Source organism: Mesorhizobium sangaii (genome assembly GCF_014207355.1).
Taxonomy (GTDB): Bacteria; Pseudomonadota; Alphaproteobacteria; order Rhizobiales; family Rhizobiaceae; genus Mesorhizobium; species Mesorhizobium sangaii.
In genome coordinates this window covers 347,363-372,882 of record NZ_JACHEF010000006.1, presented here as the reverse complement: position 1 = coordinate 372,882, position 25,520 = coordinate 347,363, and the positions used below count along the sequence as shown (strand labels likewise).

General features: G+C 63.6%; 30 protein-coding genes and 1 riboswitch. Of the genes, 15 read left to right on the top strand and 15 right to left on the bottom strand.

The features are described 5' to 3' along the window. Nucleotides 1-8: 8 nt before the first annotated feature. On the bottom strand, nucleotides 9-653 hold the full coding sequence (locus tag HNQ71_RS27275) for a hypothetical protein (RefSeq protein ID WP_184876200.1): 645 nt from the start codon (nucleotides 651-653) through the stop codon (nucleotides 9-11). 192 nt (nucleotides 654-845) lie between these two features. On the opposite strand from HNQ71_RS27275, the gene ftsE reads away from it, so the two are divergent. From ftsE to HNQ71_RS27260, 3 genes are all read left to right on the top strand, one after another. After that, nucleotides 846-1,505, top strand: a complete 660-nt coding sequence (ftsE, locus tag HNQ71_RS27270; protein ID WP_027023302.1) for a cell division ATP-binding protein FtsE — start codon at nucleotides 846-848, stop codon at nucleotides 1,503-1,505. Continuing rightward, complete coding sequence (locus tag HNQ71_RS27265; protein WP_184876198.1) at nucleotides 1,498-2,493, top strand: cell division protein FtsX; 996 nt, start codon at nucleotides 1,498-1,500, stop codon at nucleotides 2,491-2,493. The genes ftsE and HNQ71_RS27265 overlap by 8 nt, the downstream gene beginning before the upstream one ends. A 133-nt stretch (nucleotides 2,494-2,626) precedes the next feature. Beyond that, nucleotides 2,627-3,352: a YdcF family protein gene (locus HNQ71_RS27260; RefSeq protein ID WP_184876196.1), complete on the top strand. Its 726-nt coding sequence runs from the start codon at nucleotides 2,627-2,629 to the stop codon at nucleotides 3,350-3,352. A 3-nt stretch (nucleotides 3,353-3,355) separates the two neighbouring features. Here HNQ71_RS27260 and HNQ71_RS27255 read toward each other — a convergent pair whose 3' ends face one another. Both HNQ71_RS27255 and HNQ71_RS27250 read right to left on the bottom strand, forming a co-directional pair. Beyond that, complete coding sequence (locus HNQ71_RS27255) at nucleotides 3,356-4,006, bottom strand: pyridoxamine 5'-phosphate oxidase family protein (protein ID WP_184876194.1); 651 nt, start codon at nucleotides 4,004-4,006, stop codon at nucleotides 3,356-3,358. Nucleotides 4,007-4,030: 24 nt separating this feature from the next. Then, the gene (locus HNQ71_RS27250; RefSeq protein ID WP_184876192.1) at nucleotides 4,031-4,501 is read right to left on the bottom strand and encodes a nuclear transport factor 2 family protein; all 471 of its coding nucleotides are present in this window, start codon (nucleotides 4,499-4,501) and stop codon (nucleotides 4,031-4,033) included. 122 nt (nucleotides 4,502-4,623) lie between these two features. On the opposite strand from HNQ71_RS27250, the gene HNQ71_RS27245 reads away from it, so the two are divergent. Both HNQ71_RS27245 and HNQ71_RS27240 read left to right on the top strand, forming a co-directional pair. Continuing rightward, on the top strand, nucleotides 4,624-5,526 hold the full coding sequence (locus HNQ71_RS27245; RefSeq protein WP_184876190.1) for a LysR family transcriptional regulator: 903 nt from the start codon (nucleotides 4,624-4,626) through the stop codon (nucleotides 5,524-5,526). A 114-nt stretch (nucleotides 5,527-5,640) separates the two neighbouring features. Further along, entirely contained in the window at nucleotides 5,641-6,429 is a 789-nt protein-coding gene (locus HNQ71_RS27240; RefSeq protein WP_184876188.1) for a lysophospholipid acyltransferase family protein, read from the top strand. Between the two features lie 18 nt (nucleotides 6,430-6,447). Here the strand turns inward: HNQ71_RS27240 and HNQ71_RS27235 are convergent, their stop codons facing one another. The 3 genes from HNQ71_RS27235 to HNQ71_RS27225 form a co-directional block, all read right to left on the bottom strand. After that, a complete protein-coding gene (locus HNQ71_RS27235) occupies nucleotides 6,448-7,071 on the bottom strand; it encodes a LysE family translocator (protein WP_184876186.1) in 624 nt (207 codons plus the stop codon). Between the two features lie 91 nt (nucleotides 7,072-7,162). Next, nucleotides 7,163-8,110 (bottom strand): aldo/keto reductase, encoded by a 948-nt coding sequence (locus HNQ71_RS27230; RefSeq protein ID WP_184876184.1) that lies wholly within the window; start codon nucleotides 8,108-8,110, stop codon nucleotides 7,163-7,165. Between the two features lie 122 nt (nucleotides 8,111-8,232). After that, nucleotides 8,233-8,754 (bottom strand): gamma-glutamylcyclotransferase, encoded by a 522-nt coding sequence (locus HNQ71_RS27225; protein WP_184876182.1) that lies wholly within the window; start codon nucleotides 8,752-8,754, stop codon nucleotides 8,233-8,235. A 133-nt stretch (nucleotides 8,755-8,887) separates the two neighbouring features. Here HNQ71_RS27225 and HNQ71_RS27220 point away from each other — a divergent pair, with 133 nt between their 5' ends. Beyond that, nucleotides 8,888-9,886, top strand: a complete 999-nt coding sequence (locus HNQ71_RS27220) for a DUF2125 domain-containing protein (RefSeq protein WP_184876180.1) — start codon at nucleotides 8,888-8,890, stop codon at nucleotides 9,884-9,886. 7 nt (nucleotides 9,887-9,893) lie between these two features. Beyond that, entirely contained in the window at nucleotides 9,894-10,820 is a 927-nt protein-coding gene (locus HNQ71_RS27215; RefSeq protein WP_184876178.1) for a sugar kinase, read from the top strand. A gap of 9 nt (nucleotides 10,821-10,829) precedes the next feature. Here HNQ71_RS27215 and HNQ71_RS27210 read toward each other — a convergent pair whose 3' ends face one another. Continuing rightward, the gene (locus HNQ71_RS27210) at nucleotides 10,830-11,765 is read right to left on the bottom strand and encodes a prephenate/arogenate dehydrogenase family protein (RefSeq protein ID WP_184876176.1); all 936 of its coding nucleotides are present in this window, start codon (nucleotides 11,763-11,765) and stop codon (nucleotides 10,830-10,832) included. 6 nt (nucleotides 11,766-11,771) lie between these two features. Beyond that, on the bottom strand, nucleotides 11,772-12,881 hold the full coding sequence (gene hisC, locus HNQ71_RS27205) for a histidinol-phosphate transaminase (RefSeq protein WP_184876174.1): 1,110 nt from the start codon (nucleotides 12,879-12,881) through the stop codon (nucleotides 11,772-11,774). Between the two features lie 137 nt (nucleotides 12,882-13,018). After that, nucleotides 13,019-13,096: riboswitch (SAM riboswitch) on the top strand. Nucleotides 13,097-13,206: 110 nt separating this feature from the next. Here hisC and metX point away from each other — a divergent pair. Together metX and metW are read left to right on the top strand one after the other, a co-directional pair. Next, nucleotides 13,207-14,376, top strand: a complete 1,170-nt coding sequence (gene metX, locus HNQ71_RS27200; RefSeq protein WP_184876173.1) for a homoserine O-acetyltransferase MetX — start codon at nucleotides 13,207-13,209, stop codon at nucleotides 14,374-14,376. Continuing rightward, the gene (gene metW / locus HNQ71_RS27195; protein ID WP_095084894.1) at nucleotides 14,373-14,987 is read left to right on the top strand and encodes a methionine biosynthesis protein MetW; all 615 of its coding nucleotides are present in this window, start codon (nucleotides 14,373-14,375) and stop codon (nucleotides 14,985-14,987) included. The genes metX and metW overlap by 4 nt, the downstream gene beginning before the upstream one ends. A gap of 70 nt (nucleotides 14,988-15,057) precedes the next feature. Here metW and HNQ71_RS27190 read toward each other — a convergent pair whose 3' ends face one another. Beyond that, entirely contained in the window at nucleotides 15,058-15,384 is a 327-nt protein-coding gene (locus HNQ71_RS27190) for a DUF1330 domain-containing protein (RefSeq protein ID WP_184876171.1), read from the bottom strand. Between the two features lie 372 nt (nucleotides 15,385-15,756). Here HNQ71_RS27190 and HNQ71_RS27185 point away from each other — a divergent pair, with 372 nt between their 5' ends. Both HNQ71_RS27185 and HNQ71_RS35060 read left to right on the top strand, forming a co-directional pair. Continuing rightward, nucleotides 15,757-16,434 (top strand): glycosyltransferase family 2 protein, encoded by a 678-nt coding sequence (locus tag HNQ71_RS27185; protein ID WP_246462160.1) that lies wholly within the window; start codon nucleotides 15,757-15,759, stop codon nucleotides 16,432-16,434. Further along, nucleotides 16,434-16,682, top strand: a complete 249-nt coding sequence (locus tag HNQ71_RS35060; protein ID WP_246462159.1) for a hypothetical protein — start codon at nucleotides 16,434-16,436, stop codon at nucleotides 16,680-16,682. Before HNQ71_RS27185 ends, HNQ71_RS35060 begins: the two co-directional genes overlap by 1 nt. A gap of 20 nt (nucleotides 16,683-16,702) precedes the next feature. Here the strand turns inward: HNQ71_RS35060 and HNQ71_RS27180 are convergent, their stop codons facing one another. The 3 genes from HNQ71_RS27180 to HNQ71_RS27170 form a co-directional block, all read right to left on the bottom strand. Next, on the bottom strand, nucleotides 16,703-17,506 hold the full coding sequence (locus HNQ71_RS27180; RefSeq protein WP_184876169.1) for a DUF1194 domain-containing protein: 804 nt from the start codon (nucleotides 17,504-17,506) through the stop codon (nucleotides 16,703-16,705). Between the two features lie 88 nt (nucleotides 17,507-17,594). Next, entirely contained in the window at nucleotides 17,595-19,421 is a 1,827-nt protein-coding gene (locus HNQ71_RS27175) for an ABC transporter ATP-binding protein/permease (protein WP_184876167.1), read from the bottom strand. A gap of 127 nt (nucleotides 19,422-19,548) precedes the next feature. Further along, nucleotides 19,549-20,337 (bottom strand): class I SAM-dependent methyltransferase, encoded by a 789-nt coding sequence (locus HNQ71_RS27170; protein ID WP_184876165.1) that lies wholly within the window; start codon nucleotides 20,335-20,337, stop codon nucleotides 19,549-19,551. A 138-nt stretch (nucleotides 20,338-20,475) separates the two neighbouring features. Here HNQ71_RS27170 and gloB point away from each other — a divergent pair, with 138 nt between their 5' ends. Then, nucleotides 20,476-21,243: a hydroxyacylglutathione hydrolase gene (gene gloB / locus HNQ71_RS27165; protein ID WP_095084900.1), complete on the top strand. Its 768-nt coding sequence runs from the start codon at nucleotides 20,476-20,478 to the stop codon at nucleotides 21,241-21,243. Nucleotides 21,244-21,268: 25 nt separating this feature from the next. Continuing rightward, the gene (locus tag HNQ71_RS27160; protein ID WP_184876163.1) at nucleotides 21,269-21,715 is read left to right on the top strand and encodes a cupin domain-containing protein; all 447 of its coding nucleotides are present in this window, start codon (nucleotides 21,269-21,271) and stop codon (nucleotides 21,713-21,715) included. Here HNQ71_RS27160 and HNQ71_RS27155 read toward each other — a convergent pair. Genes HNQ71_RS27155 through HNQ71_RS27145 form a run of 3 tightly spaced genes read right to left on the bottom strand, consistent with a single transcriptional unit; the run spans nucleotide 21,712 to nucleotide 24,110 of the window. Beyond that, nucleotides 21,712-22,386 (bottom strand): lysoplasmalogenase, encoded by a 675-nt coding sequence (locus HNQ71_RS27155; RefSeq protein WP_184876161.1) that lies wholly within the window; start codon nucleotides 22,384-22,386, stop codon nucleotides 21,712-21,714. The genes HNQ71_RS27160 and HNQ71_RS27155 overlap by 4 nt on opposite strands. Then, nucleotides 22,383-23,276, bottom strand: coding sequence for an aromatic amino acid exporter YddG (gene yddG / locus HNQ71_RS27150; RefSeq protein WP_184876159.1), 894 nt, complete (start codon nucleotides 23,274-23,276; stop codon nucleotides 22,383-22,385). Before yddG ends, HNQ71_RS27155 begins: the two co-directional genes overlap by 4 nt. Before the next feature lie 45 nt (nucleotides 23,277-23,321). Beyond that, complete coding sequence (locus HNQ71_RS27145; protein ID WP_184876157.1) at nucleotides 23,322-24,110, bottom strand: DUF3108 domain-containing protein; 789 nt, start codon at nucleotides 24,108-24,110, stop codon at nucleotides 23,322-23,324. Between the two features lie 256 nt (nucleotides 24,111-24,366). Between HNQ71_RS27145 and rpmB the strand changes: the two genes are divergently transcribed. Next, a complete protein-coding gene (rpmB, locus tag HNQ71_RS27140; protein ID WP_184876155.1) occupies nucleotides 24,367-24,663 on the top strand; it encodes a 50S ribosomal protein L28 in 297 nt (98 codons plus the stop codon). Nucleotides 24,664-24,800: 137 nt separating this feature from the next. After that, nucleotides 24,801-25,481 carry a queuosine precursor transporter gene (locus HNQ71_RS27135; RefSeq protein ID WP_095084906.1) on the top strand — a complete coding sequence of 227 codons (681 nt, stop codon included), beginning with the start codon at nucleotides 24,801-24,803 and terminating at the stop codon, nucleotides 25,479-25,481. Nucleotides 25,482-25,520 lie beyond the last annotated feature (39 nt).

Here is a 25,520-nt window from a genome sequence, read left to right as displayed (position 1 = left end):
GTGATCGCCTATTGGGCGAAAGTGACCAAAACGGTTCTTACGCCGTTCTTAGGCACGTCGAGCCGGCTGGCAAAGCCGAATCTTTCGCCTGACGCCAGCGCCCGACCGGATGTCCCCAACGTATAGCGGGTCGTGCGCCCGTCATTGCCGGTCACCCGGATTTCGAGCGGCGGCAGCGGTGCCGGTTTCGCTCCGTCATTGCCGGCCTCGCCATCGACGAACAGCACCGGATTCGGCCCGGAGGTGTCGACGCGTGACGTGACCCCAGAAATGCTCAGCGCCGACGCCTGCGCGCTGAACAGGAACGGCGCCTGGCGCACCAGCGCATGCCCTCCGGAGACCCAGAAGGCTGCCAGTGCGGCGCCGATGCCGGCGATCCAGAAGATCGGCCCGCCGCGTGAAGCCGGTGGCCGCTCCGCTGGAGCCTCGGGCTTGCGCAGCATGTCCATGCCCTCGATGGGCGGGGTGACAATCGCACGCGGCAGCGGCGAAACGCTTTCTGCGGCAGGGACAAGGCGCGGCATCACCACATAGTCGGCATCGACGATGTCGGACGCTGGAGCGCGCATGAACCGGTCCGTTGCGGCAATTGCCGCCGGATCGGTCATGATTTCGCCGGAAACCGGGCGCGCGGTTCTATCGTCAGCCATCATGGCCCCAGCATTGCAGCAGGTGTTCGCTTTTCGTTTCTTTTGCGTAAACACAAATGGTTAACGCTTCCCCACCGGAGCCCTCGTGAAGAGCCGAAAAAGCCCAACAATTAACCGCCGGTTAACCATGCCGGCCGATGGTCATTACCCAGAACAGGCTGGCTCGCTGCCGCCGCGAATTTCAGGTCGCCGAAATTGATTCGCTTCGAAAATGTCGGCCTCCGCTATGGCATGGGTCCGGAAATCCTCCGTGACATCTCCCTGCACATTCCGGAGCGCTCCTTCCAATTCCTGAGCGGGCCTTCGGGCGCCGGCAAGACGACGTTGCTGCGCCTGCTGTTCATGTCGTTGAAGCCGACGCGCGGGCTGATCACCATTTTCGGCAAGGACCGCTCGCGCATCTCGCGCGCCGAACTGCCGCATCTGAGGCGCCGCATCGGCGTGGTGTTCCAGGACTTTCGCTTGCTCGACCATATGACCACCTATGAGAACGTGGCGTTGCCGCTGCGCGTGCGTGGACGCGAGGAGGCGAGCTACCGCACCGATGTCACCGAGCTGTTGAAATGGGTCGGGCTGGGCGAGCGCATGCATGTGCTGCCGCCGGTCCTGTCCGGCGGCGAGAAACAGCGCGCCGCGATCGCCCGTGCGCTGATCGAGCAGCCGGAGATCCTGCTGGCCGACGAGCCGACCGGCAATGTCGATCCGCCGCTGGCGCGACGGCTGCTGCGGCTGTTCATCGAACTCAACCGTCTCGGCACCGCCGTGGTGATCGCGACCCACGACCTTGGCCTGATGGAACAGGTCGACGCGCGCCGCATGATCCTGGCCGGCGGAAGGCTGGACATCTATGACTGAACTGTCCGCCGAACATCTTGAACACCAGGAGCAGGGCGCCGAGGCGGCCGAGGCAAGGCCGCGTGCCCAGCGCAGGATGGCGCCGATCGTGCCGGCGCAGAACATCGCCGGCCGGGCGCTGGTGCTGGTCATCGCCATCATGACCTTCCTGTCCTGCCTGACCTTCGGCGCGGTGACGCTGGTGCGTGACACCGCCTCGGTCTGGGAGAACCAGATTTCGCGCGAGGCGACGATCCAGATCAAGCCTGTCGACGGCCTCGACATGGAGGCCGCCCTTGCCCAGGCCTCGCAGATGGCCAGCGAGTTTCCTGGCGTCAAGGCGACCCGGATCATCGATCGCGACGCGACCGCGAGGCTCTTGGAGCCGTGGCTGGGCTCCGGCCTCAACATCGATGAACTGCCGGTGCCACGCCTGATCATCGTCACCATCGACGAGAGCAGCCCGCCTGATTTCGCCGCCATGCGCGCCGCGATCACGCCGAAATTGCCAAGCGCATCGCTCGACGATCACCGCACCTGGGTCGACCGGCTGGTGGCCATGGCCCGCACCACTGTGACCATCGGTATCGCCGTGCTGGCGCTGATGCTGTCGGCGACCGTGCTGACCGTGGTGTTCGCAACGCGCGGCGCCATGGCAGGCAATGGCCACATCATCGAGGTGCTGCATTTCGTCGGCGCCGAGGCGAGCTTCATCGCGCGTGAATTCCGCCGGCATTTCCTGGTTACCGGCATGAAGGGTGCCGCCGCCGGCGGAGCCGCGGCTGTGCTCGTGTTCATCGTCTTTTCATGGTGGTCGTCGCGCAACATGGCGACGCCGCAGGCCGACCAGGCGACCGCGCTGTTCGGCAATTTCGCAATCGGGTCGGCAGGCTATCTCGGCGTCTTTCTCATGGTGCTCGTGATCGGCGCACTGACGGCGGCAACCTCGCACGCCACCGTCGTTGCCTATCTCAGCGACATCGAGGTTCGCCAGCCGGATGCCGGCTAATTCACGTCGCTTGGAAGCAGGGACCAGTTCGGGACAATGACATCGATAGAAACAGGATGATCACGGATGGAGAATTGGCGTAACGCAAAGTGCGTCTTTCTACTACCCAAAGCCACATTTGGGGATTAACCATATGGCGATGGACGCGCGGCAAACGACCGGGACGGCTGGGCAGATGCCAGTGGTGGTTGCCCATTCGCGCGACCACGGCAAGCTCAGCCGCTTAAAAGCTGCTCTGCGCGTGTCCGCACTTTCCCTGCTCATCCTCGCTACTCTGTTTGCCGGCGGCTTTGGCTGGTTCGCCAACAAGGTCAGCCACCTGACGACACCCGCCAATCCGGCCAAGGCCGACGCAATCATCGTTTTGACCGGCGGCCAGTCCCGCCTTGACGCCGCGATGGACCTGCTGGCGTCCGGCAAGGGCGAGCGGCTGTTGATCAGCGGCGTGCATCCTTCCGCCAGCCGCCGCCAGCTGCAAGCTGCGATCGGTGGCGACAAGCGCTTGTTCTCCTGCTGCGTCGACATCGACCGCGCCGCGCTGGACACGATCGGCAATGCCGAGGAGAGCGCCAAATGGGTGGAGAGCCATGCCTACGGCACGGTGATCCTGGTTACCAACAACTATCATATGCCGCGCAGCCTGCTGGAAATGGGCCGGCTGCTGCATGGCGCCAAGCTCGAACCGTATCCGGTGGTCAACACCAACCTCGACAATGGCAGCTGGCTGACCAAGCCGCGCGCATTGCGCGTGCTGTTCACCGAATACAACAAATACCTGCTGGCGCTGGCGCGCGGCATCGTGCCGATGAAGCCGACGCCGGACGGCATCGCGCTGGCCGAGACCGCGGCCGGCGGCTGAACCTCATTCCCCGGCTGTAGCACCTGCCCCGGCTGCAGCGCCTGAAATCCCCTTGAGGCGTGCGATCTCCTGTTCGAGGCGCTCGATACGCTTGTCCCGTTCGCCAAGCGCCGCTGCCACGTCAGCCGCCTCGAACCGCTGCGGGATATGTTGCGGGCAATTGGAGTCCCAGGCCGAAACCGTGAACAGGATGACCTGCTCGGGGCGCGCCTTGTAGTCCTGCGGCATCAGCCTCGCCATCAGCTCGGCATCGTTCTCGACGACGCGGGCCGTGCCCCAGATCTTGATGCGCTGCCGGTGGGCATAATCGATCAGGAACAGGAAGGCCTGCGGATTGTCGGTCAGGTTGCCCTGCGTGATGAATTGCCTGTTGCCGGAGAAATCCGCAAAGCCGATCGTGTGTTGATCCAGCACCTTGAGAAACCCTGCCGGTCCGCCGCGATGCTGGATGTAGGGCTGGCCATCGCGATTGGCCGTCGACAGGAAGACGCTGGTCTGCATCTCGATGAAGGCGGCAAGGTCGGGCGTGATATCAGCCTGCCAGCCGCCACGCTCCTCGACGCGGGCATAGGACTGGCGTGAGCCCTTGCGGGCCTGGATCGCCTTGACGGTCGGCGTGAAGGCGACGTCGCTGGTGAAAGCATGCGCATTCATGAAAGCCTCCTTGCCCGGACGATCCTATAGCCCAAGCTCCGACAATGACGGGTGGTCGTCCGGGCGCCGGCCGAGCGGCCAGTGATACTTGCGATCGGCCGCGCCGATCGGCAGGTCGTTGATGCTGGCGATGCGCAGGCGCATCAGCCCGTGTTCGTCGAATTCCCAGTTCTCGTTGCCATAGCTGCGGAACCACGAGCCGCTGTCGTCATGCCATTCATAGGCGAAGCGCACGGCGATGCGGTTGCCGTGGAAGGCCCAGACCTCCTTGATCAGCCGGTAGTCGAGTTCGCGGCTCCATTTGCGCGCCAGGAAAGCCTCGATGGCATCGCGGCCTTGCAGGAATTCGGCGCGGTTGCGCCAGCGGCTATTGATTGTGTAGGCAAGCGCCACCCGGGCCGGATCGCGTGAATTCCAGGCATCCTCGGCCATGCGCGCCTTCTGCACGGCAGTCTCGGCTGTGAATGGTGGCAACGGCGGCCGGCTCTCAGACATGGTAGCTCCTCGTTTATCCAGGCCATGCTGCAGGCAGGCCAACAACCGTGATATAAAGCCTTCCATCCTTCAAATGCAGATGACATATTCGCAATCCGTGCTTCCATTTTCTGGAAGAAGCTATGGATCGTCTCGAAGCCATGTCGCTCTTTGTCGCCGCGGTGGAGGCCGGCAGCCTTTCCGCCGCGGCCCGCCGTTTCGGCATTCCGCTGGCGACGGTCAGCCGCAAGGTTTCCGATCTCGAACGACATCTGAACACACGCCTGTTGAACCGCTCGACGCGCCGGCTGACGCCGACCGATGCCGGCCAGGCTTATCTTGCCGCCTGCCGCCGCATCCTCGACGACGTCGGTGAGGCCGAACGCACGGCGGCCGGCGAATACAGCGCTCCGACCGGCGAACTGGCCATCACCGCGCCGGTCGTCTTGGGCCGCCTGCACGTGCTGCCGGTCGTCACCGGCTTTCTCGCGGCCTATCCCGACGTGAACATCCGCCTGACGCTGGCAGATCGCATAACCCAGCTGGTCGAGGACCATTTCGATCTCGCCATTCGCATCGGCCAATTGCCCGATTCGAGCCTGGTCGCCATTGCTGTCGGCTCGATCCGCCGCGTCGCTTGTGCGAGCCCGGCCTACCTGGCCGAGCATGGCACGCCGATGATCCCGCAGGATCTGGAAACACACAGTTGCATCACCTTCGAGGGACTTGCTTCCGCCGCCACCTGGAGCTTCGCCCAGGGCAGGACGGAAGTCCCGGTTCAGGTCCGCTCGCGGCTTCAGGTCAACACGGCCGAGGCGGCCATCGATGCCGCGATTGCCGGCATCGGGGTGACAAAGGTGCTTTCCTACCAGATCGAAGCCGCGCTGCGGTCAGGCGCGCTGCGCATCCTGCTGCAGGAGTTCGAGCCTGAACCATGGCCGGTAAGCCTGGTGCATGCCGGCCACGGCCTGCTGCCGGTCAAACTGCGGGCCTTTCTCGATTTCGCTGCCCCACGTCTGAAGGAGCGGCTGGCGCGATTGACCTAGCCGAACGGACCGATCGACGATCATTCTTCTTCGCCGGTCAGAGCTGGTTGCGGCCATTTCCTTTTTCGCCGCGCTTGGTGTAACCAACGCACACCTCTCACCGGGCCTCCCTCCATGCTCTATGTCCGATCGCTGGCGTTCAATTTCGTCTTCTACGTCAATCTGATCGTCCAGATGATCCTCTGGACCCCCTATTATTTCCTGTCTCCCCGCCACCGCGCCTGGTTCGTGCCGAAATTCTGGTCACGCACATGTATGTGGCTCTATGACAAGATTGCCGGGACCAAGAGCGACATCACCGGCCTGGAAAACCTGCCCGAGGGTTCCTTCATCCTGGCGCCCAAGCATCAATCGTTCTGGGACGCGATCGCTTTCTTCCCGTTCCTCCAGGATCCGCTCTACATCCTCAAGCGCGAATTGACCTGGATCCCGTTCTTCGGCTGGTACATCATGAAGATGCGCATGATCCCAGTCGACCGCGGCAGCCGCTCGAAAGCGTTGAAGGCGGTGGTCGCCGCCACCAGGCAGGAAATGGCGCGCAACCCACGCCAGCTGATCATCTATCCCGAAGGGACGCGCCGCGCGCCGGGTGACGAACCGGCCTACAAATACGGCATCGTCGAAATCTATTCGCAGCTTGGCGTTCCGGTGGTGCCGGTCGCCCATGTCGCGGGTCTCTATTGGCCGCGGCGCAAATTCCTGCGCTACCCCGGCACGATCAAGGCGCGTTTCCTGCCGCCGATCCCGCCCGGCTTGGGCAAGGACGAATTCATGGCCCGGCTGATCGGTGAGACGGAGGCTGCCTGTGACCAGCTTCTCATCGAGGCATCCCGCGCGCCCAACCCGCCGGCCATGCCGTCGACCGCGGTGAAGCGGTTGCGGGAACTCGGCGCGAAAGCCTGAAGGCTCCTGAGTCAACACTCAGCCGAACACGGCCAGCGCGGTGGTCAACACCAGCGTTGCGGCAAAGACCAGATTGATGATCCGCGAGGCCGCAGGCCTGCGCAGGAAGCGGGCGAACGCCGCGCCCGCAACGAGCCACAAAGCGTGGATGGCAACGATCATCAGCGCCAGAACAGTCAGCTTGAGCCACATGCCGATATCGCCGGCGCTTTGGCTCGACGAAGCGCCGGCGAACACGGCGGCGATCGCCACATAGGCTTTTGGGTTGACGACAGCCAGCAGGAACCCGGCCAGCCATGTTGGGCGCGAAGCCTCGGCCGTGCGCGCCGCTAATGGCGGAGCCGTGGCAATCTTGAATGCGAGATAGAGGATGTAGGCGCCGGACGCGAAAGCCAGCAGCGGCGCCAGCTTCGGCATCGACGTGAGCACCGCCATGACCCCGGTGGCCACGACCAGCAGCACGGCGACCGTGCCCAGCACGATCCCGCAGGTATAGCGCACGGAGTGGCGCAGGCCGAAGGCAGCACCGACGGCGGTGACGCTTATCGTTGCCGGCCCCGGGCTGCCCATGACGACAGTGGCGGCAAGCACCAGAGCGAACAGCTGGCGCCAAAGATCCGGCTGTGAAGCGAATTCGGCCATCTCACCCTCTGCCTTGCCTCGTGCGAAGGACGGTATGGCAAGACAGGAGGTTGGTCTTGGACGTTCGTGCGAGCAGCGGCCGCCAGAAGCTTCAGCCGCTCGCTTTGTCGAGCTCGGCCATGTCGTCGGCGGTCAATTTCAGCGACGCCGCCTTGATCAGGCTGTCCATCTGCTCAGACCGGGTGGCGCTGGCGATCGGCGCCGTAACACCTGGCCGTGCGATAACCCAGGCAAGCGCCACCTCCGCCTGCTTGGCCGAATGTCTGGCCGACACCGCATCGAGCGCCGCGAGGATGCGCGTGCCGCGCGCGTTGAGGTAGTCTTTCGCCCCGCCGCCACGCGGGCTTTGGCCGAGATCGGCCTCGCTGCGGTATTTGCCGCTGAGGAAGCCCTTGGCCAGGCTGAAATAGGTGATGACGCCGATATCCTCGGCCACGCACAGATCGCGCAACGGCCCGTCGAAGGATGAGCGGTCGTAGAGATTGTATTCCGGCTGCAGCACCTCGTAGCGCGGCAGGCTGCGCAGGCTCGCCACATCGAGTGCCGCGCGCAACTGGCCGGCGTCGAGGTTCGAACAGCCGGCATAGCGGATCTTGCCCTTGGCGAGCAGCTTCTCGTAGGCGCCGAGGGTTTCCTCATAGGGCGTGGTCGGATCCGGCCAGTGCGACAGGTAGAGGTCGATGACGTCGGTCTGCAACCGCTTCAGCGACGCGTCGACGGCCTTTTCGATATAGGCGGCGGACAGGTCCTTGTGGCCTTGTCCCATATCCGAACCAACCTTGGTGACCACCACGACGTGATCGCGATTGCCGCGGTCCTTCATCCACTTGCCGATGATGGTTTCCGATTCGCCGCCCTTGTGGCCGGGCACCCAGCGCGAATAGGCGTCCGCCGTGTCGACGGCATTGAGACCGGCCCCGACGAAGCGGTCGAGCAGATCGAACGAAGTTTTCTCGTCGGCGGTCCAGCCGAAGACATTGCCGCCCAGAACCAGTGGGGCGATGGAAAGATCAGTGCGACCAAGACGGCGTTTCTGCAAGGCGTATCTCCGGGATGATTAGGGGGCCGGTGAATGCAGCCCTGGCTGAGGTTCAAAACCTAACCTAGGTCTTGCCATATCGAGGTCAAAGGCCTGGCGGCCTTTTCCGCAGAGCCAGGGCTTCACAAAGGCGCGACCCGGCGCGCGACATCCTGCAGCCAGTGGTCGCTTATGCCCAGCGCCTCAAGGTGTTCCAGCGTGCTGATCACGTAGTCCTCATTGTTGCCGGACTGGCCGACCGCGCCGCGCACTACGGCCGCTGCATGCGCCGCGTCGAGCGCGCCGGCATATTGCTCGTGCTGGCGGTCGACGATGTAGGCCACGGCTTCGACCGTCCGGCCACCGTCAAGGCGAACCTTGAGCGTCCGTTCGAGATAGACGTTGGTGACCAGCTCACGCTCGCGCAGATAGCCGATGACCTCATCGCGCAATTCGCCGGGCACGCGGAACGCCAAACCGACGCAGGAGCCACCACGGTCGAGACCGAGCACCAGCCCCGGCCGCTGACGCGTGCCGCGATGCACGAAGGAATAGACGCACAGCGAGCGCCGGTAGCCGTGCAGGCGGGCGCGCTGCGTCTCGACATGCGCGAAACCCGGCCGCCAGATCAGCGACCCATAGCCAAACACCCAAAAATCGCCCATATCGCCGCGCCTGATTGCAAAGAATGACAGCACCACACCGGAATCGGTGTTTTTTCCGTCCGCCTCTGTCTACCTATTGTTGTCGGAATCGCGAGTCCGCCTACAACACCCATGCGTTAACGAGAGCCAAAGCATGACGTCAAGTGACGAACGCCAACCGAAGCGCCGACGCCGCCTCTTGTGGCTTGCCGCGTTCATCGTCCTGTTGTTCGCCATTTACAGCGCTGGCTGGTTCTATCTGGCTGACCGGGTCAGAAGTGAAGCCGACAAGGCCGTTGCCACGCTCAACAAGGGTGGTGTCGAGGCCGGCTGCGCCAATCTCCAGGTCAGCGGCTATCCGCTGAGCTTTGCCGTCTCCTGCGACAATCTCGCTTATGAGGACGATGCCAGGAACATCGCGGCCTCGGCCGGCAGCTTCAATGCGGTCGCCCAGATCATCCAGCCGCTGTCGCCGGTTGCCGATCTGCGCGGTCCGCTCAGGACTTCCGTTCCGGGCATGATGCCGTTGTGGATCGACTGGGACAATCTGCAAGCCAACGTCAAACTGTCATGGCCGCTGCCACGGCGGATTTCACTGCAGGCCGAGGGTCTGTCCGGCCAGACCGATCCGGCTGATGACACCGATCCGGTCGAACTGTTCAGTGCCGGCAAGGCGAACGGCCAATTGCAGCCGAGCGGTGGGGATATCAACTATCTCGGCAATTTCAGCGATCTCGAGATCGATTCCGAGGCGATCGGCGGGCGCGTGCTGCCGGCGCTCGATGCCAGCGGCGACGTGACGCTGAAGAATGGCGTGGCACTGATCGGCAGGCAAGTGAAGAGCCTGCGCGGCCAGGCGATCGAGATCCGCAATCTCGACCTATCGTCGGGCACGGCGCGCGTCACCGTTTCCGGACCTCTGTCGGTCGATGCCGATGGTCTCATCGACGCCGACCTGACGATCACGCTGAAGGACCCGAAGGCCGTGGCGGCGATCCTCGGCGGTGCCATCCCCGAGCAAAAGACGCAGATCGAGCAGGGCTTTGCTGGCTTGGCGCTGCTCGGCAACCAGCCGTCGATGCCGCTCAAGGTGGTCAAGGGCAAGGCCTCGCTCGGCTTCATTCCGCTGGGCAAGATCAAGCCGGTGGAATAGCGCATCGATGGCAAAAACCGTGAGACTGCTGAGTGTCGGCGCGCTGACGCTGGACACGATCCTGCGCGTCGAGACGCTGCCCGACCACCAGGGCAAGTTCATCGCCTCCGACGGCGTCCAGATCGCCTCGGGCATGGCGACGAGCGCGGCCTGCGCAGCACTTCGTCTGGGCGCCGCGGTATCGCTGTGGGCGAGCACGGGCGACGATTCCGTCGGCGATCAGCTGATCGCCGGGATCAAGGCGGAAGGCGTCGATTGCAGCTTCGTGCGCCGCGTCAGTGGCGCCCGCTCGGCGCTGGCCTCGATCCTGGTCGACGCGCATGGCGAGCGCATCATCGTGCCTTTCTACGACAGTAAAGCCCAGGCCGATCCCGACGTTCTACCGGTCGCCGACCTCTCCGCATTCGATGCCGTGCTGGTCGACGTCCGCTGGCCCGGTGCCGCAGCACTTGCCCTGGAGGCGGCGCACGCCATCGGCCGGCCGGCCATCCTCGATGCCGATACCGCGTCGAGGGACGTGCTGGAGCTGCTGCTGCCGCTGGCCTCCCATATCGTCGCTTCCGAGCCGGCTGCGCGCATTCTGTGCGGCACGGAACTGGACTCGCGCCAAGCCTGTGAGGCACTTGCCCGGCGCGGCGATGCGTTTGTCGCGGTTACCGGCGGCGCGGCCGGAACCTGGTGGTTCGATCGCGCGACGGGATCGTCGCGCCATGTGGCTGCGCCAAAGATCAAGGCGGTCGACACGCTTGCCGCCGGCGATGTCTTTCACGGCGCCTTCGCCGTCGGACTGGCGGAAGCCATGCCGGTCGAGCAGGCCTTGCGCTTTGCCAGTGCGGCCGCCGCGCTCAAATGCCTGCGTTTCGGCGGCAGGCTGGGCGCGCCGGACCGGGCCGAGACGCTGGCAATGATGAAAAGCCATTGGCCAGCAGGCTGAATAACCGATCTACGCCTTCGCCGGGTGCTCGACAGCCTGACGGCCGAAATCGGGTGCGTCGATGTCCTGGCCGGCCTCGATGATCGAGCGGCGCACCGCGCGGGTGCGGGTGAACAGGTCGAACAGTTTTTCGCCGTCGCCCCAGCGGATCGCCCGCTGCAGCGAGGCCAAATCTTCCGAGAACCGCGCCAGCATTTCGAGGATGGCATCCTTGTTGTGCAGGCAGACGTCTCGCCACATGGTCGGATCCGAGGCGGCGAGACGGGTGAAATCGCGAAAACCCGAAGCCGAATATTTGATCACTTCGGATTTGGTGACCGACTCCAGATCGTCGGCGGTGCCGACGATGTTGTAGGCGATGATGTGCGGCAGGTGCGAGACGATGGCCAGCGTCATGTCGTGATGCTGCGGATCCATGGTGTCGATGTTGGCGCCGCACCGACGCCAGAATTCCGACAGCCTCTCCAGCGCATCCGGGTCTGTGTCGGGCAGCGGGGTGAAGATGCACCAGCGATTGTCGAACAGGTCGGCGAAACCGGCATCGGGGCCGGATTTTTCCGTGCCCGCCAGGGGGTGGCCGGGAATGAAATGCACGCCATCAGGCACATAGGGCTGCATCTGCGCGATGACCGATGCCTTGGTCGAGCCGACATCGGTGAGGATCGCACCCTGCTTCAGTGCCGGCGCGATTTCCTCGGCCACAGCGCCCGACGAACCGACCGGCACCGAGACGATGACCAGATCGGCATCGCGGACTGATTCCTTCGCATCGGTGGTGTAGGAGGAGCCAAGCCCAAGCTCTTCCGCCCGCGCCAGCGTCGCGGCACTGCGGGTCGAGATGGCGACGTGGCGGGCGAGGCCCTCGCGGCGGATGACACGGGCCAGCGACGAGCCGATCAGGCCGATGCCGACCAGCGCGATCTTTTCAAACATCGGTGATGTCATGGTGTTCTAGCTTTTCAGGAATGTCGTGAGAGCGGCGACAACGCCGCGATTGGCCTCTTCGGTGCCGACGGTCATGCGCAGCGCGTTTGGAAAGCCGTAGCCGGAAACGCGCCGCAGGATATAGCCGCGCGCCGTCAGATATTCGTCCGCCGCAGCAGCCGAATGGCTCTGGTCGTCGGGAAAATGGATGAGGATGAAATTGCCGACGCTTGGCGTCACCCGCAGCCCGAGCTTGCCGAACTCCTCGCTCAACCATGTGAGCCAGGTTTCGTTGTGCATCACGCTGCGTTGGACGTGGTCGCGGTCACGGATCGCGGCAATGCCGGCCTCGATCGCCGTTGCATTGACGTTGAAGGGGCCACGCACACGGTTGATGGCATCGACGATGTGCATCGGCGCGTACATCCAGCCGATCCGCGCCCCGCCGAGGCCGATCTTGGAGAAGGTGCGGGTCATCACCACGTTCTCGGCGCCGCCGACCAGTTCGATGCCGGCTTCATAATCGTTGCGGCGGACATATTCGGCGTAAGCCGCATCGAGCACCAGAAGCACATTTCCGGGAAGGCCGGCATGCAGGCGGCGCACCTCCTGGAACGGCACATAGGTGCCGGTCGGGTTGTTGGGATTGGCGAGGAACACGATTTTCGTGCGGGGCGTGACCGCAGCCAGCATCGCATCGATGTCGGCACGCTCGTCGGTCTCCTTGACCGCGACCGGAGTGGCGCCGGCCGACTGGACGTAGATCTTGTAGACCATGAAGGCGTGTTCGGTGAAAATCGCCTCGTCGCCGGGAGCGAGATAGGTCTGCGCCAGAAGGCCGAGAATTTCGTCGGAGCCGTTGGAACAGATGATGTTCTGCGCGTTGAGACCATGCACCTCGGCGATCGCCTCACGCAGCCGCCTGGCGGTTCCGTCGGGATAGACGTCGAGCTTCGCAGCAATCTCCCGCGCCGCCTCGATCGCCTTCGGCGACGGACCGAGCGGATTCTCGTTCGACGACAGCTTGTAGACCTTGGCGACGCCAGCGGGCGCCGTGCTCTTGCCCGGCACATAGGCGTCGATGTCCATGATGCCCGCGCGCGGGATTGGACGTGCCTTGTCCGGTGTCTGGCTCATGTCGCAAAATCCGTCGAGAACGCTTCCATCTGGAAGCCGCAGCGGAAATACAAGCCACGGCCCGCAATGTCGAGAGGTGGCAACCTCCCGACTGCGGCTGGCCGTTGACGGCGGCGTCCCGCAGTCCTAGAAGGGGTGAGAACTTCCGTGGTGATTTGGCCGGTCGGCTTGCAGCCACGTTAAACAACTTGCTAAAGGGCCGTTTGCATCCTGTAACCGGCTTTGCGACTGCAATGCCGGTTTTTTGTTGTCCGCTCCGGCCGGACACCGCATCGGCCTCGAATTTCGAGAGCACCGTGCGGATTCAAAGTGTGAGATGGATGCAATGGCCGCTCTGCGCGCTGGAAAAACCAACAACGAGGCTGATCAGCCGTCGAGCCCAGTGCTGCGCTTTGGGCTCGACAAGCCGCTCAAGCTCGACGCCGGCACCCTGCTGTCGCCGTTCCAGATCGCCTACCAGACCTACGGCACGCTGAACGACGCCCGTTCCAACGCCATCCTCGTCTGCCATGCGCTGACCGGCGACCAGCATGTCGGCAGCACCAATCCGGTGACCGGCAAGCCAGGCTGGTGGGAAGTGCTGATCGGCCCCGGCAAGATCATCGACACCAGTCGTTTCTTTGTCATCTGCTCCAACGTCATTGGTGGCTGCCTGGGTTCGACCGGCCCGGCCTCGACCAATCCCGCCACCGGCAAGCCCTATGGGCTCGACCTGCCGATCATCACCATCCGCGACATGGTGCGCGCCCAGCAGATGCTGATCGACCATTTCGGCATCGAAAAACTGTTTTGCGTCCTCGGCGGCTCGATGGGCGGCATGCAGGTGCTGGAATGGGCGTCGAGCTATCCGGAGCGCGTCTTCTCGGCGCTGCCGATTGCCACCGGCGCGCGCCATTCCTCGCAGAACATCGCCTTCCATGAGGTTGGCCGACAAGCCGTGATGGCCGATCCGGACTGGCACGGCGGCAAATATTTCGAGCACGGCAAGCGCCCGGAGAAGGGCTTGGCGGTGGCGCGCATGGCCGCCCACATCACCTATCTGTCGGAAGCCGCCCTGCACCGGAAGTTCGGCCGCAATCTGCAGGATCGCGAGGCACTCACCTTCGGCTTCGACGCCGACTTCCAGATCGAAAGCTATCTGCGCCACCAGGGCATGACCTTCGTCGATCGCTTCGATGCCAATTCCTATCTCTACATGACGCGGTCGATGGACTATTTCGACCTCGCCGCCGACCATGGCGGCCGGCTGGCGGATGCGTTCGCCGGCACGAAGACCCGCTTCTGCCTGGTGTCCTTCACCTCCGATTGGCTGTTTCCGACCGAAGAGAGCCGCTCGATCGTGCATGCACTCAATGCGGCCGGCGCGTCGGTATCCTTCGTCGAGATCGAGACCGATCGCGGCCACGACGCCTTCCTGCTCGACGAGCCGGAACTGTTTGCCGCCATCAATGGCTTCATCGGCTCCGCGGCGCGCGCGCGAGGGCTCACATCATGAATGTAACCCGCAACCAGCGCGTCGACCTCGAAGTCGTCGCCAACCTCATCCCGCCACAGTCGCGCGTGCTCGACGTCGGTTCGGGCGATGGCTCGCTGCTCGAATTGCTGCAGGACACCAAGCAGGTCGACGGCCGCGGCCTTGAACTGTCGCAGCGTGGCGTCAACGAATGCGTGGCGCGCGGCTTGAGCGTCATTCAGGGCGATGCCGACAAGGATCTCGAGTTCTATCCCGACAAGGGCTTTGACTTCGTCGTCCTGTCGCAGACCCTGCAGGCCACCCGCAACCCGAAGCTGGTTCTCAAGGAACTGCTCAGGATCGGCAATCGCGCCATCGTGTCCTTCCCCAATTTCGGCCATTGGCGGGTCCGCATGTCGCTGTTCCTCAATGGCCGCATGCCGGTGACCACGGACCTGCCCTATTCATGGTACGACACGCCCAACATCCATTTCTGCACCATCCGAGACTTCGTCAATCTGTGCGACGAGCTCGGCGCCACCGTGGAGAAAGCAACCGCGCTCGACGCCAATGGTCAGAAGATCGGCCTGTCGATGCCATGGTGGTTCTGGAACTTCTTCGGCCAGCAGGCGGTGTTCTTGCTGAAACGGTAGTCTCGCTGCTCTATCTCTTAGTTTGGACGCAACTCCCTCAGGAAAGCGCCACGCGCTTTTCCCGTCGACTTCACGCTGAGTCAAGGACATCCGTGGCCTTATGCGGATGTTCAACGCCGTCAACGAAGATCACGTCGGCTTCCGAGTTGTCGGTCCGCAACGATAGTATCGCCCGGTAAGCGGCCGAATTGTACCATCCGCGCACCTGTTGCCTGTCGGGAAATTCGATGATGATCAGGTGGCCCGGCCATTTGTTTTCGATGACCTCGACATCGCCGCCATGGACCAGGAAACGGCCGCCGAAAGGGGCCAGCGTGGCATCGATCTTTTGCAGATATTCGACGAGCTGCGGACCCATCCGGGCTTGGCGCATATGGGCAACGGCGTAGGCTGTCATGACAGGTACTCCCTCTGGAACCGAAGCCGACCAGCCGACCTCGCCGCGGCAATCTGCCCAAACACCGGCCGCGATGCGATTACGTCTGACGTAGTGGAATGCATTCGCATTCTAGACGCGTCATTCATCGCAAGGGCGATTCGCAAGCAAAACGCGCGGCAATAGTGTTGCACTTGAAGCGCTAGATACTGGAATTCGTCATTTCGCGCGCATTGAGCAGCATCCCGGTGGGGTGACAGGTGCGGTTGCTTTTTGTAGCGTCGTGACCAATACGGGGGAAATGGAAGGGGGAGTCCGATCGATTTGACCGTCCTGAAGATCGAAAGACCTGTCAGGAAGCATATTTTTTGCGCTGGAAATGGCTGACGCAGTATGTCCGGGAAGACAGTGCACGCTCCTCTCATCACGGTGATTACCCCGACTCACAACAGGCGTGAGGCGGTATTACGCGCTGTGGAAAGTGTACGTTCCCAGAGCATGCCGAGGTTCGAGCATATTGTCGTCGACGATGGCTCGACGGACGGAACCGCGGCGGCGCTGGCCGGCATTCGCGATCCGCGACTGGTCTCTGTCGGCGCGAAATGGCGAGGCGCCAATGCCGCCCGCAATGCAGGCATCGAGCGCGCGCGGGCCCCCATCGTGACGTTCCTCGATTCCGACGATGTCTATTTGCCGCACAGGCTCGAACGGACCCTGACCTGGTTCGATGCCGATCCCGCGCTCGAAGTGCTGATCAGCTCCTATGTCTCCCTGAAGGGCGGACACGCCACCAATTGCATCAACCGCGATGCATTCCTTAACTCGGCCACGCTGGAACGGACGCTGGTCGCGGAGACAATCTTGATCGCAGGATCGGCGATAACAGCTCGCCGCGAGGCGTTACTGGCCATCGGCGGCTACGACAGCGACATCGCCCGGATGCAGGATCGCGAATTGCTGCTGCGCGCTTCGGCGCGCAATTGTCTCAGAACATCGACTGGACGAAGCACAATTCGGAGAATTCGATTTCGCGACGTCGCCACGGCTATGTCGAAGCCTATGCGAACCTGATGCGCAAACATCCGAATATTGCCCGCTCCTACCCGCACATCCCGCCCTATATGATCACGCGGCAGATCATTTCCGATATTCTGAAGTGCCGTATTCCGGAAGCCTTCTCAGGCTACATGGCCAACCGCTCGTCGAAAGATCTCGGCTACTCGCTGCCCGAACTGATCAATGGCTATGTCTATGGCCGGCGCTGGCGCCGCGACCTTCACGATGAGTTTCGGCAGAAGTTCGGCGCCCATCCGGCCTGACCCCTATCGTTGCGCCGAAGCTATCGGTCGAGCTCCGGAAAATACGGGTCCGAAAAAAACCGTCTGTCCCGCTCGCCTTTCAGGCAGTCGACAGGCGCACCAGTGTCGACGGGGATGACCCTCGCCCTCTCTTGAATGCCGCTCACCTCGAGGATCAGCTTGCGCCGGATTGCGGTCGAAAATTCGGCGGCCGCGTAGATCGGCAACACGAAGGAACCGGGCCCTCCGGTCACGCACTGCGCATAATACTGGTCGAGATGGCTGAAGGTTGGTGACGGATTGATCAGGATCGGCAGGCCGTTGATGACGATGCCTTTGGCGGTTGCCGCATCGCGCGTCGCGGTGACCGGCGGCCCGATATTGTTGGGACCGTCGCCCGATATATCGATGACGCGGCGTTCGCCCTCGAAAGCAGGGCGATCGAAAAGCTCGGTGCCGAAAGCCAGTGCACCGGAAATCGAGGTGCCGCGGAAGCTGCGGAACGGTCGGGCCGCAACCTTGTCGGCAAAGCTGTTGGCGCTCTCGGCGCTGTCGATGATTTGCCAGTCGATGATCGCGTCGTCGCGAACCGTGCCAGCCCATTCGAAATAGGCGAGCGCGATGCGGCCCGTCTTGCCGGCGCGGACAGCCTGGATGAAATCGGGGTGCCGCAGCGCCTCGACATAGCCGGCGCGCTGCAGGGCAAACTCCTTCTCGTCCATCGACAGTGAAATGTCGACCGCCAGCACCAGTTCGACATCGACCGCCAGCGCATCCGGCGGCGGGGCGATGGGCGTGGCCTGGGCACAGGCAAGACAGGCAAGCAGGCGTAAAGCATCAAGCATGGCCGACGCCAGGGTTGTTTCTTCGGGAAATCTTCCTTCGCGATCGCGGCAAAATAAAGCTTGGAGCCCGTGGCCCCGGGAAAACAGCCTATTTCTTGCGACGGGCGGCCGCCGGCGGCGGGTCGATCGCACCGGCCCTGACGCGGACGGGTTTCAGCGCCTGCGCACCGGTATCCTTGACGATCGTCAACGCGCGCGGAAAGAACTGACTGTTGTGAAGGCCGCGTCCGATGTTGAGGATCGCGGTCCCGGGCAAGCGCTTATCCAATGTCGACAGCACGCGCCGCAGCGAGGGACCGTCGAACGCGTCCAGGGCTTCGTCGATGATCACCCACTTCGGCTGCCGCAAGGCAAGCCTGGCGAAGGCCAGCGAACGCTGTTCGTCATCGCCCAACTCATGCTCCCAGCGCGCGCTGCGATCGAGTGAGGATGACAGCCGTCCAAGCCCGACTTCGGCAAGCACCGCCGAAATGTCGGCGTCGCTCGCCGGCGCAGGTCCGTTCGGATGGTCGAGGACCTCGCGCAGCGTACCGGTCGGGAAATACGGGACGCGCGGCACGAATATGGGGTTTTCTCCCAACGGCAGGCCGATCCGCCCGCTCCCCCATGGCCACAGGCCGGCAATGGCGCGGAAGAACAACGTCTTGCCGGCGCCCGGGTCGCCGGTAATCATGACGCGCTCGCCGGGGCGGATTTCGACATGCTGGTCGGCAAGCTTGGTGCAGCCGTCCCGCGAAGCCACTTCGAGCTTCTCGAAAGTCAGGCTGCCATTGGCGTTCTCGCCGAAGGCAATGCGCCTTTCCTTGTCGTGCAGCACGTCGGTCTCATTGAGCGCGATGCGGAAGTCGGCGACGCGCATCAGCGTGGCGCGCCAGTCGGCGATGCTGCCAATGTTATTGATGAACCAGCGCAACGACGAGTGAACCTGGTTGAAGGCGCCGACCGCCATCATCAGCCCGCCAAAGCTGATTTCGCCCGAGAAATAGACCGGCGAGGCGACCAGGATGGGTGCCACGACGGTGATCCAGCCATAGGTGTCGGTCACCCAGGACAGGTTGATCTGGGCGGTGTAGATGCGGCGCATGGCGCCCAGCACCGTGCTGAGGTCAAGCCCGAGCCGTCGCCTGGCGTCGGCCTCGCCATGGTACAGCGCGATGGCATCGACATTCTCGTTGACGCGCACCATCGACGAGCGCAGCTCGGCTTCGCGTGTGTAGCGGTCGCTGTTGAGGCGGATCAGCGGCCGTCCGACCAGCCAGCTCAGCCAGGAAGCGGTGGCGGCGTAAAGGATAGCAGCCCAGACCATGTAGCCCGGTATGGCCAGCGAGGTGCCGCCGACATGGAACACGAAGCCCGAGGATAGTTCCCACAACACGCCGACGAAGGACACGAGCAGGATGCATGACTGCAGCAGGCCGACGCCGAGATCGGTCGACAGGTCGGACAGGTGCGCGGCGTCCTGCTGCATGCGCTGATCGGGATTGACGCCGATGGCGCCGGCATTGGCCAGACGGAAGGCCCGCGCCGGCCGCATCCACTGGTCGATCAGATCCAGCGTCAGCGCCTCGCGCAGCTTCAGCCTGATCATCTGGTTGAGCCAGGTCTGGCCGATATTGAGCACCAGAAGTCCACCGGCGATTGCCGCAAAGACGAAAAGCTGGTGCAGGAAAGCCGCCATGTCGCGACGCGCAAGCGCATCGTAGAAAGGCTGGTTCCAGCGGTTGAGCAGGACTTGGCCGATCGACGTTGCGATGATGACGGCCATGATGCCGACCGATGTCCAGAGCAACCAGCTGCGAACCGGTGATCCCGTCAGCGCTTGCCTGATCGTCGCCACCTGATCACGCAGGCTGCTGGCTTCGACCGCCACGGCAGCCGGCTGAACGGTGGCTGCATTGTCCAGTTGATCAGCCATAGCCGAGGTCCTTGCGTTCAGTGCTGAAACCGGATGGAGAGACTCGATCGCATCCGTCGTTCAAATGGGCTGCGAGCCCCCTTGCGACAGATAGGGTGGGGCAAGGCCCCAGGCGTTCTTGTCGCGATCACGAAGCCGTCACCCGCGCAACCGATAGCTTGGCATCGCCGGCCTCACTTTGACGGCCGAGCCGCGTGGCGCCATGCGGCGACAGCACCGGCACGAAGACGCGACGCGAGGCGCGCTGGGCGACCGGAACGCCTTGATAGAGCCGCTTCTGCGCCTCCACGACGATCACACCGGAAAAGATCGGCCACAGCCGCCGGCCAGCGCGTTCCAGCACGTTCTGGAAGCGCATCATGAAGCGCCGCCGCGATGGCGGGAAGAACAGCGCATCGGACCAGGCCGCCGGCGTGAAATTCGTCTCGCGCAGCAGTTCGGTAAGCTGGCCGCGCGAAAACGGCCGGCCATTGCCGAACGGCGTATGCTCGAAGCGCGCCCAGACGCCACGCCGGTTGGGCACGACGATGACGACGCGGCCGGCCGGCGACAGCACCCGCCAGATCTCGTTCAGCGTTTCGCGCGGATTTTCGACATGTTCGAGCGAATGGACCAGAAGCATGCGGTCGATGCAGGAATCGACCAGCGGCAGCTCCTCGTCGAAGACCAATGCCGTCGCCGTCGGCCCCGTCGCCGGCCACACCACGGCGCCTTGCGTTGCCGGCATGAAGGCGAAGACCCGCTCGGCATCGGTGCCGAAGCGCTCCAGCCACGGCAAGGTGTAGCCGAGGCCGACCAGCCGCTCATTGGGCACGGTTGCCCAGATTGACGACAGCGCCATGGTGATCGAACGCTCGGCGAACCGGCCGAGCGTTGTCGAATAGAAGGATCGAAGATCGACGATGTCGGAATGCATGCGAGGGATGTAGCCGTGATATCGGCGGGTTTCAACAAAAGGCCTCGACGAGGTCGACATTCCGGGATGTCACTCGACATTCCGGGATGACATCGGCGCCTTGGCGCCCTATGTCTGCGGCGACAATGGAGAGATGCGATGCCGGTCGAAATCGAACAGTTCATGTGCCGCAGCGACAATTTCGGCGTGCTGGTGCATGACCCCAAAAGCGGCCAGACCGCGATCATCGATGCGCCCGAGGAAGCGCCGATCCTGGCCGCGCTCAAGCGCACCGGCTGGACGCCGACGATGATCCTGACCACGCATCACCATGTCGATCATGTCGAGGCCAATCTGGCGCTGAAGGAGCGCTTCAAGCTGCGCATCATCGGCCCGGAAGCGGAAAAGGCCAAGATTCCCGGCATCGACGAAACCGTCGAAGAGGGTTCCGTCGTTCATCTCGGCGATGAACGCATCGAGGTGATCGCCACGCCCGGCCATACCGCCGGCCACGTTTCCTACTACTTGCCGGCATCGAAGGTGGCGTTCACCGCCGATACGCTGTTTGCGCTGGGCTGCGGGCGGCTGTTCGAATGCAAACCGCCGGTGATGTACGAGTCGCTGAAAAAGCTTGCAGCGCTTCCCGCCGCGACCGTCATCTATTGCGGCCACGAATACACGCTCTCCAACGCCCGTTTCGCGCTGACCGTCGACCCGACCAATTCGGCGTTGAAGGAACGTGCCGCCAAGATCGAGGCGTTGCGGGCCGACAACAAGCCGACGCTGCCGACGACGATCGGCGAGGAACTGTCGACCAATCCGTTCCTGCGCTGGCACGACCCGGCGATCCGCAAGCATCTTGGGCTGGAGAAAGCTTCGGACGCCGAGGTGTTTGCCGAAATCCGCAAGCGCAAGGATAATTTCTAAGCAAAAACAGGATGGTCCGGAACCCATGACCAGCGCAGCCGAAATCATCGCGATCCTCGGCCTGAAGCCGCATCCGGAAGGTGGCTGGTATGCGGAGACCTTTCGCGATGGCGCCGGCGGCGCGCGCGGCCATTCGACCGCGATCTATTTCCTTTTGGAGCAGCACCAGGTTTCGGCCTGGCACAGGGTCAAGGACGCCACCGAGGTCTGGCATTTCCATGCCGGTGCCCCGCTGGCGCTGTCGATGAGTGAGGAAGATGGCGCCGTGTTCGAGCAGGTGCTCGGCATCGACCTGGCGGCGGGCGAGCGGCCGCAGATCGTCGTGCCGGCAGGCTGGTGGCAATCGGCGCGCAGCCAGGGCGAATGGACCCTGGTCGGCTGCACGGTCGCTCCGGGCTTTGAGTTCGCCACCTTCGAATTGGCAGAACCCGGCTGGCAGCCGAGACAACCCCAACTCAGCAAGAACCCCTAGCTCAGCAGGAATCCCAGGGTGATCGCCAGTTGGGCGACGTAGTAGAGACCCCAGACGGCGAAACGCATCCAGACGCGGTGCGGCGAGATGGCGGCCACCAGGAATTTCTCCGTGGCGAGCAGCCCGTCCGATGCCATGAACAGCAGCGCGCCGCCGACAATCGAGACGCTGCCAGTCGTCAGTGCCGAAACGCCCATGGCGAGGATGGCCGCGACATAGGCGACGATCGGAACGCGCAAGCCGGGACCGACACGCCGCCAGAGTGCCACCAGCATGACGATCGCGAACGCCGCCATTGCCAGCGCGATCGACCCGCGCCACGATTCGGCACCGAGCAGTTCCAAGCCGCCGCCACTGCGCAGGAACAGCGCGACATAGACGATGTGCGCGACGAGGAAACTGGCCAGCCCGCCGAGAAAGGCCCTTTCGCCGTCGCGCGACAGGAAGGCGTCGCCAGCGGCGCTGAGCGCAAGGGCGATGACCAGCAGCAGCGGGCCGCCTTGCAGCACCGCCAGCACGCCAAGCATCGCCACGGCGAGCGTCTTTGCCGCCGAGCGGGCGAGCGTCGGCGGCATGCCTGATGTGAAGGCGTAGATCACCGCCGCCACCAGCGAAAAGATCAACGTCGCATTGGCATTGGCGTCGATGCCGCCCGCAAACGGCATCGTCATGCCTTGGCCCCGCTTTCGGTCACGACCGGCTTGCGCAGGAACAGCGATTTTGCCGCCAGCGCCGCCCCACCGGTGATGAGCACGCAGGCGGCAAGGACGCGCAGCGACGGCTCGGCGACGCCGGCCGCGATCAGCACCAGCGTCGACAACAGCGGCGCCGCATAGCTTGCCGCGCCGAGCACCTGGATGTTGCCGCGCTTGACGCCGATATCCCAGGTGTAGAAGGCCGCGCCGACCGGCATCAGGCCAAGCCCGAGCACGGCCAGCCACTGGCCGGCGCCGTCCGGCAGCACGGTCTTTTCCAGCGTCAGGTGGCAAGCGAGCGACAGCACCGCGGTGGCGGCGCAGAACCAGGTGACGATGCTGGTCGGCACCGACGGGAAGCGCCGCGACAGAAGCGAATAGGACGACCACAGCACGGCGCAGACGGCGGCCATGGCATAGCCAAAGGCGTAGCGGGCGTCGAAGGCGAGGCCACCGCCCTTGGTGACGATCAGCACGGTGCCGGCAAGGCCGAGCAGCGCGCCGACGACATGGTTCCAGGCCAGGCGCTCGCCCGGCATCAGCGCCGAGCCAAGCACGATCAGCAGCGGCCACAGATAGGCGATCAGGCTCGCCTCAACCGCCGGCGCATTGCGCAACGCGGTGAAGTAGAAAAAGTGGTAGCCGAACAGGCCGGCAATGCCGATCAGCCAAACTTGCGGCGGTATCTTCTGGCTCTTGTCGGGGGCCGGCATGACCAGCCGCGCGACAAGCCCGACTCCGGTGCCGATCGAGAAGGTGATCGCCGACAGCAGGAACGGCGGCACCTGGCCGGAGGCATCCGTGAGCAGCGCCAGCAGCGCCCACATGGCGACCGCCGAAAAGCCGATGAGTGTCGCGCGCCCCATTCTGTCTCCAGTGGCGCGCCCAACTCTGTCCCAGTGGCGCGCCTGCTATTGTACCGCTTCGAAACGCCTGGCGCTGATGGTTAAGGTGCCGATCTGCGTTCCAACCGTGGCGTGGATCGGCGCATATACGCCGGTTTGGCCGAGCGGCGCAAACGTCACCATCATGCGGCTGCGGTCCTTCAGGTAGTTGAGCGCCTTGCGGCCCTTGCGGTAGCCCGCCACCGGATCGAAGCCCATCCGGCAGGTGATGGTATTGCCCTTGTAACCCGGCACCGTGATCGTGCCCTTCGACGCGTAGGTCAGCGTCAGATCGGCGCGCATCTCGCCATCATAGAATTTCACCGTGCGGCCGCAGACCTGGTCTAGGCTGTCGGCGTGGATGACCGTGGCGGCCATCGGATCGAGCACCGATGCCAGGTCGCCGGTGCCAATCGGCACCCAGCTCTTGGGATCGCGCTTTTCCGGCGCCGGGATGACCTGCGTCGAGGTGACCGTGCCATTGGCAAAGCGGATATCGACCACCGATGCCCTCTTGCCCGAGGTGTAGTCGGCACGGAACGCCTGCGGCACCATCTTCTTGCCCGAGATCGTGCCCTTGGACGAGACCGTACCCTGGGTATCGTCGAACAGCCTGGCGAGACCGGCAGCTCTGACGCTGCCTTCGATCGCGTAAGCGCCGTTCTCATAGTGGCTGGAAAACGTTGATTTCGCTATCGAAAGACCAAGGAACGACACGATGTACTCGCCCTTGAATGACTGCGGCGAGGCAGCTTTGGCGGCGGACGGCAAGGCAATGGCGAGCACGGCAGCAAGGGCGTGAGAGGAACGAAGCATGGCGGCATCGGGTCCTTGATTCTTGGCCGGAGGCGGGCAACTCCGGGCTGGCATGTCCCTGTCAGACCGCTTATAGGATGAATTCCGGCCTTAATATGAAATGCCGGGCGCGTCCGTGGGCATGCCGGAGCTTGACGCACCGGCGAAATGCAACTATGGAACGCCAACTTTTTCCATAAGGCCGCCTGACCAGAACCGCGCGCCACCCGGCGTGGGAATAAAGGTTTGGCAGACCCGAGAACTGAAGGTTACAACTATGTCCCGCACCTGCGAACTCACTGCCAAGGCAGTCATGTCCGGCAACAATGTGAGCCACGCCAACAACAAGACCAGGCGTCGCTTCCTGCCGAACCTCGTCAATGTGACGCTGATCTCGGAAGCGCTGAACCAGAACGTGCGCCTGCGCATTTCGGCCAACGCGCTGCGTTCGGTCGAACATCGCGGCGGTCTGGATGCCTTCCTGGCCAAGGCCGACGTCAAGGAACTGTCGCAGCGCGCGCGTCTGTTGAAGAAGCAGATCGCCAAGAAGCTTGCCGATCAGCCTGCTGCCTAACATCGTTTAAAGGCGGGGGACGACCGCCTTGGGCATCGGATCCAAGCCTTTCAAAGTGGCTTCCGATGCTCAAACAAAGCGAGCGTGATTCCGTTTCGGAATAGCGCTCCGCTGGTTCCATTACCCAGGATAAAAAAATGAGTTCCTTCTCGCGATACCTGCCCTTCGTGGCCGCCATGGCGCTTGTCGTCGTGGCGTCGAACATTCTCGTGCAGTTCCCGATGCAGGGGCAGATCGGTGGCCTGTCGCTGGCCGACCTTTTGACCTGGGGCGCCTTCACCTATCCCTTCTCGTTCCTGGTCACCGACCTCGCCAACCGCCGCTACGGACCTGCCGTAGCGCGCAGGATCGTCTTTGTCGGCTTCATGACGGCGGTGATCTGCTCGATCCTCGTCCCGCCCTTCCTGTTCCGCCACGGCCTGATCGAATTCGAGACTGCGGCCGACCGGCTGGTGCGCATCGCTGCGGCGTCAGGTGCTGCGTTCCTCTGCGCGCAATTGCTTGACGTCACCGTGTTCAACCGGCTGCGCCGGCAAAGCTGGTGGCGGGCGCCGATCGTCGGCACGCTGGTCGGCTCGGTGTTCGACACCGCCGTGTTCTTTACCGTCGCTTTCTCTGCCGCTTTCGCCTTTGCTGGTCCCAACGACAGTTTCGCGCTCGAAACCGCACCGCTGATGGGTGTGTTCCATGTCGACGCTATGCGCTGGATCTCCTGGGCGCTCGGCGACCTCAGTGTGAAGCTGATCATTGCCATTGTGGCGCTCATCCCCTACCGGCTGCTCGCCGCCCGCTGGAGCCAGCCGGCTGTCGCGGTCTAGGCCTTTCGGATAAGATCACGCCAAACAGAAAGAAAGCCC

Excerpts from the sequence above, each read along its gene's own strand:
- HNQ71_RS27275 (WP_184876200.1), bottom strand. The coding sequence starts at position 653 with ATGATGGCTGACGATAGAACCGCGCGCCCGGTTTCCGGCGAAATCATG.
- HNQ71_RS27265 (WP_184876198.1), top strand. The coding sequence starts at position 1,498 with ATGACTGAACTGTCCGCCGAACATCTTGAACACCAGGAGCAGGGCGCC.
- HNQ71_RS27260 (WP_184876196.1), top strand. The coding sequence starts at position 2,627 with ATGGCGATGGACGCGCGGCAAACGACCGGGACGGCTGGGCAGATGCCA.
- HNQ71_RS27255 (WP_184876194.1), bottom strand. The coding sequence starts at position 4,006 with ATGAATGCGCATGCTTTCACCAGCGACGTCGCCTTCACGCCGACCGTC.
- HNQ71_RS27250 (WP_184876192.1), bottom strand. The coding sequence starts at position 4,501 with ATGTCTGAGAGCCGGCCGCCGTTGCCACCATTCACAGCCGAGACTGCC.
- HNQ71_RS27245 (WP_184876190.1), top strand. The coding sequence starts at position 4,624 with ATGGATCGTCTCGAAGCCATGTCGCTCTTTGTCGCCGCGGTGGAGGCC.
- HNQ71_RS27240 (WP_184876188.1), top strand. The coding sequence starts at position 5,641 with ATGCTCTATGTCCGATCGCTGGCGTTCAATTTCGTCTTCTACGTCAAT.
- HNQ71_RS27235 (WP_184876186.1), bottom strand. The coding sequence starts at position 7,071 with ATGGCCGAATTCGCTTCACAGCCGGATCTTTGGCGCCAGCTGTTCGCT.
- HNQ71_RS27225 (WP_184876182.1), bottom strand. The coding sequence starts at position 8,754 with ATGGGCGATTTTTGGGTGTTTGGCTATGGGTCGCTGATCTGGCGGCCG.
- HNQ71_RS27220 (WP_184876180.1), top strand. The coding sequence starts at position 8,888 with ATGACGTCAAGTGACGAACGCCAACCGAAGCGCCGACGCCGCCTCTTG.
- HNQ71_RS27215 (WP_184876178.1), top strand. The coding sequence starts at position 9,894 with ATGGCAAAAACCGTGAGACTGCTGAGTGTCGGCGCGCTGACGCTGGAC.
- HNQ71_RS27210 (WP_184876176.1), bottom strand. The coding sequence starts at position 11,765 with ATGACATCACCGATGTTTGAAAAGATCGCGCTGGTCGGCATCGGCCTG.
- hisC (WP_184876174.1), bottom strand. The coding sequence starts at position 12,881 with ATGAGCCAGACACCGGACAAGGCACGTCCAATCCCGCGCGCGGGCATC.
- metX (WP_184876173.1), top strand. The coding sequence starts at position 13,207 with ATGGCCGCTCTGCGCGCTGGAAAAACCAACAACGAGGCTGATCAGCCG.
- metW (WP_095084894.1), top strand. The coding sequence starts at position 14,373 with ATGAATGTAACCCGCAACCAGCGCGTCGACCTCGAAGTCGTCGCCAAC.
- HNQ71_RS27190 (WP_184876171.1), bottom strand. The coding sequence starts at position 15,384 with ATGACAGCCTACGCCGTTGCCCATATGCGCCAAGCCCGGATGGGTCCG.
- HNQ71_RS27185 (WP_246462160.1), top strand. The coding sequence starts at position 15,757 with ATGTCCGGGAAGACAGTGCACGCTCCTCTCATCACGGTGATTACCCCG.
- HNQ71_RS35060 (WP_246462159.1), top strand. The coding sequence starts at position 16,434 with ATGCGCAAACATCCGAATATTGCCCGCTCCTACCCGCACATCCCGCCC.
- HNQ71_RS27180 (WP_184876169.1), bottom strand. The coding sequence starts at position 17,506 with ATGCTTGATGCTTTACGCCTGCTTGCCTGTCTTGCCTGTGCCCAGGCC.
- HNQ71_RS27175 (WP_184876167.1), bottom strand. The coding sequence starts at position 19,421 with ATGGCTGATCAACTGGACAATGCAGCCACCGTTCAGCCGGCTGCCGTG.
- HNQ71_RS27170 (WP_184876165.1), bottom strand. The coding sequence starts at position 20,337 with ATGCATTCCGACATCGTCGATCTTCGATCCTTCTATTCGACAACGCTC.
- gloB (WP_095084900.1), top strand. The coding sequence starts at position 20,476 with ATGCCGGTCGAAATCGAACAGTTCATGTGCCGCAGCGACAATTTCGGC.
- HNQ71_RS27160 (WP_184876163.1), top strand. The coding sequence starts at position 21,269 with ATGACCAGCGCAGCCGAAATCATCGCGATCCTCGGCCTGAAGCCGCAT.
- HNQ71_RS27155 (WP_184876161.1), bottom strand. The coding sequence starts at position 22,386 with ATGACGATGCCGTTTGCGGGCGGCATCGACGCCAATGCCAATGCGACG.
- yddG (WP_184876159.1), bottom strand. The coding sequence starts at position 23,276 with ATGGGGCGCGCGACACTCATCGGCTTTTCGGCGGTCGCCATGTGGGCG.
- HNQ71_RS27145 (WP_184876157.1), bottom strand. The coding sequence starts at position 24,110 with ATGCTTCGTTCCTCTCACGCCCTTGCTGCCGTGCTCGCCATTGCCTTG.
- rpmB (WP_184876155.1), top strand. The coding sequence starts at position 24,367 with ATGTCCCGCACCTGCGAACTCACTGCCAAGGCAGTCATGTCCGGCAAC.
- HNQ71_RS27135 (WP_095084906.1), top strand. The coding sequence starts at position 24,801 with ATGAGTTCCTTCTCGCGATACCTGCCCTTCGTGGCCGCCATGGCGCTT.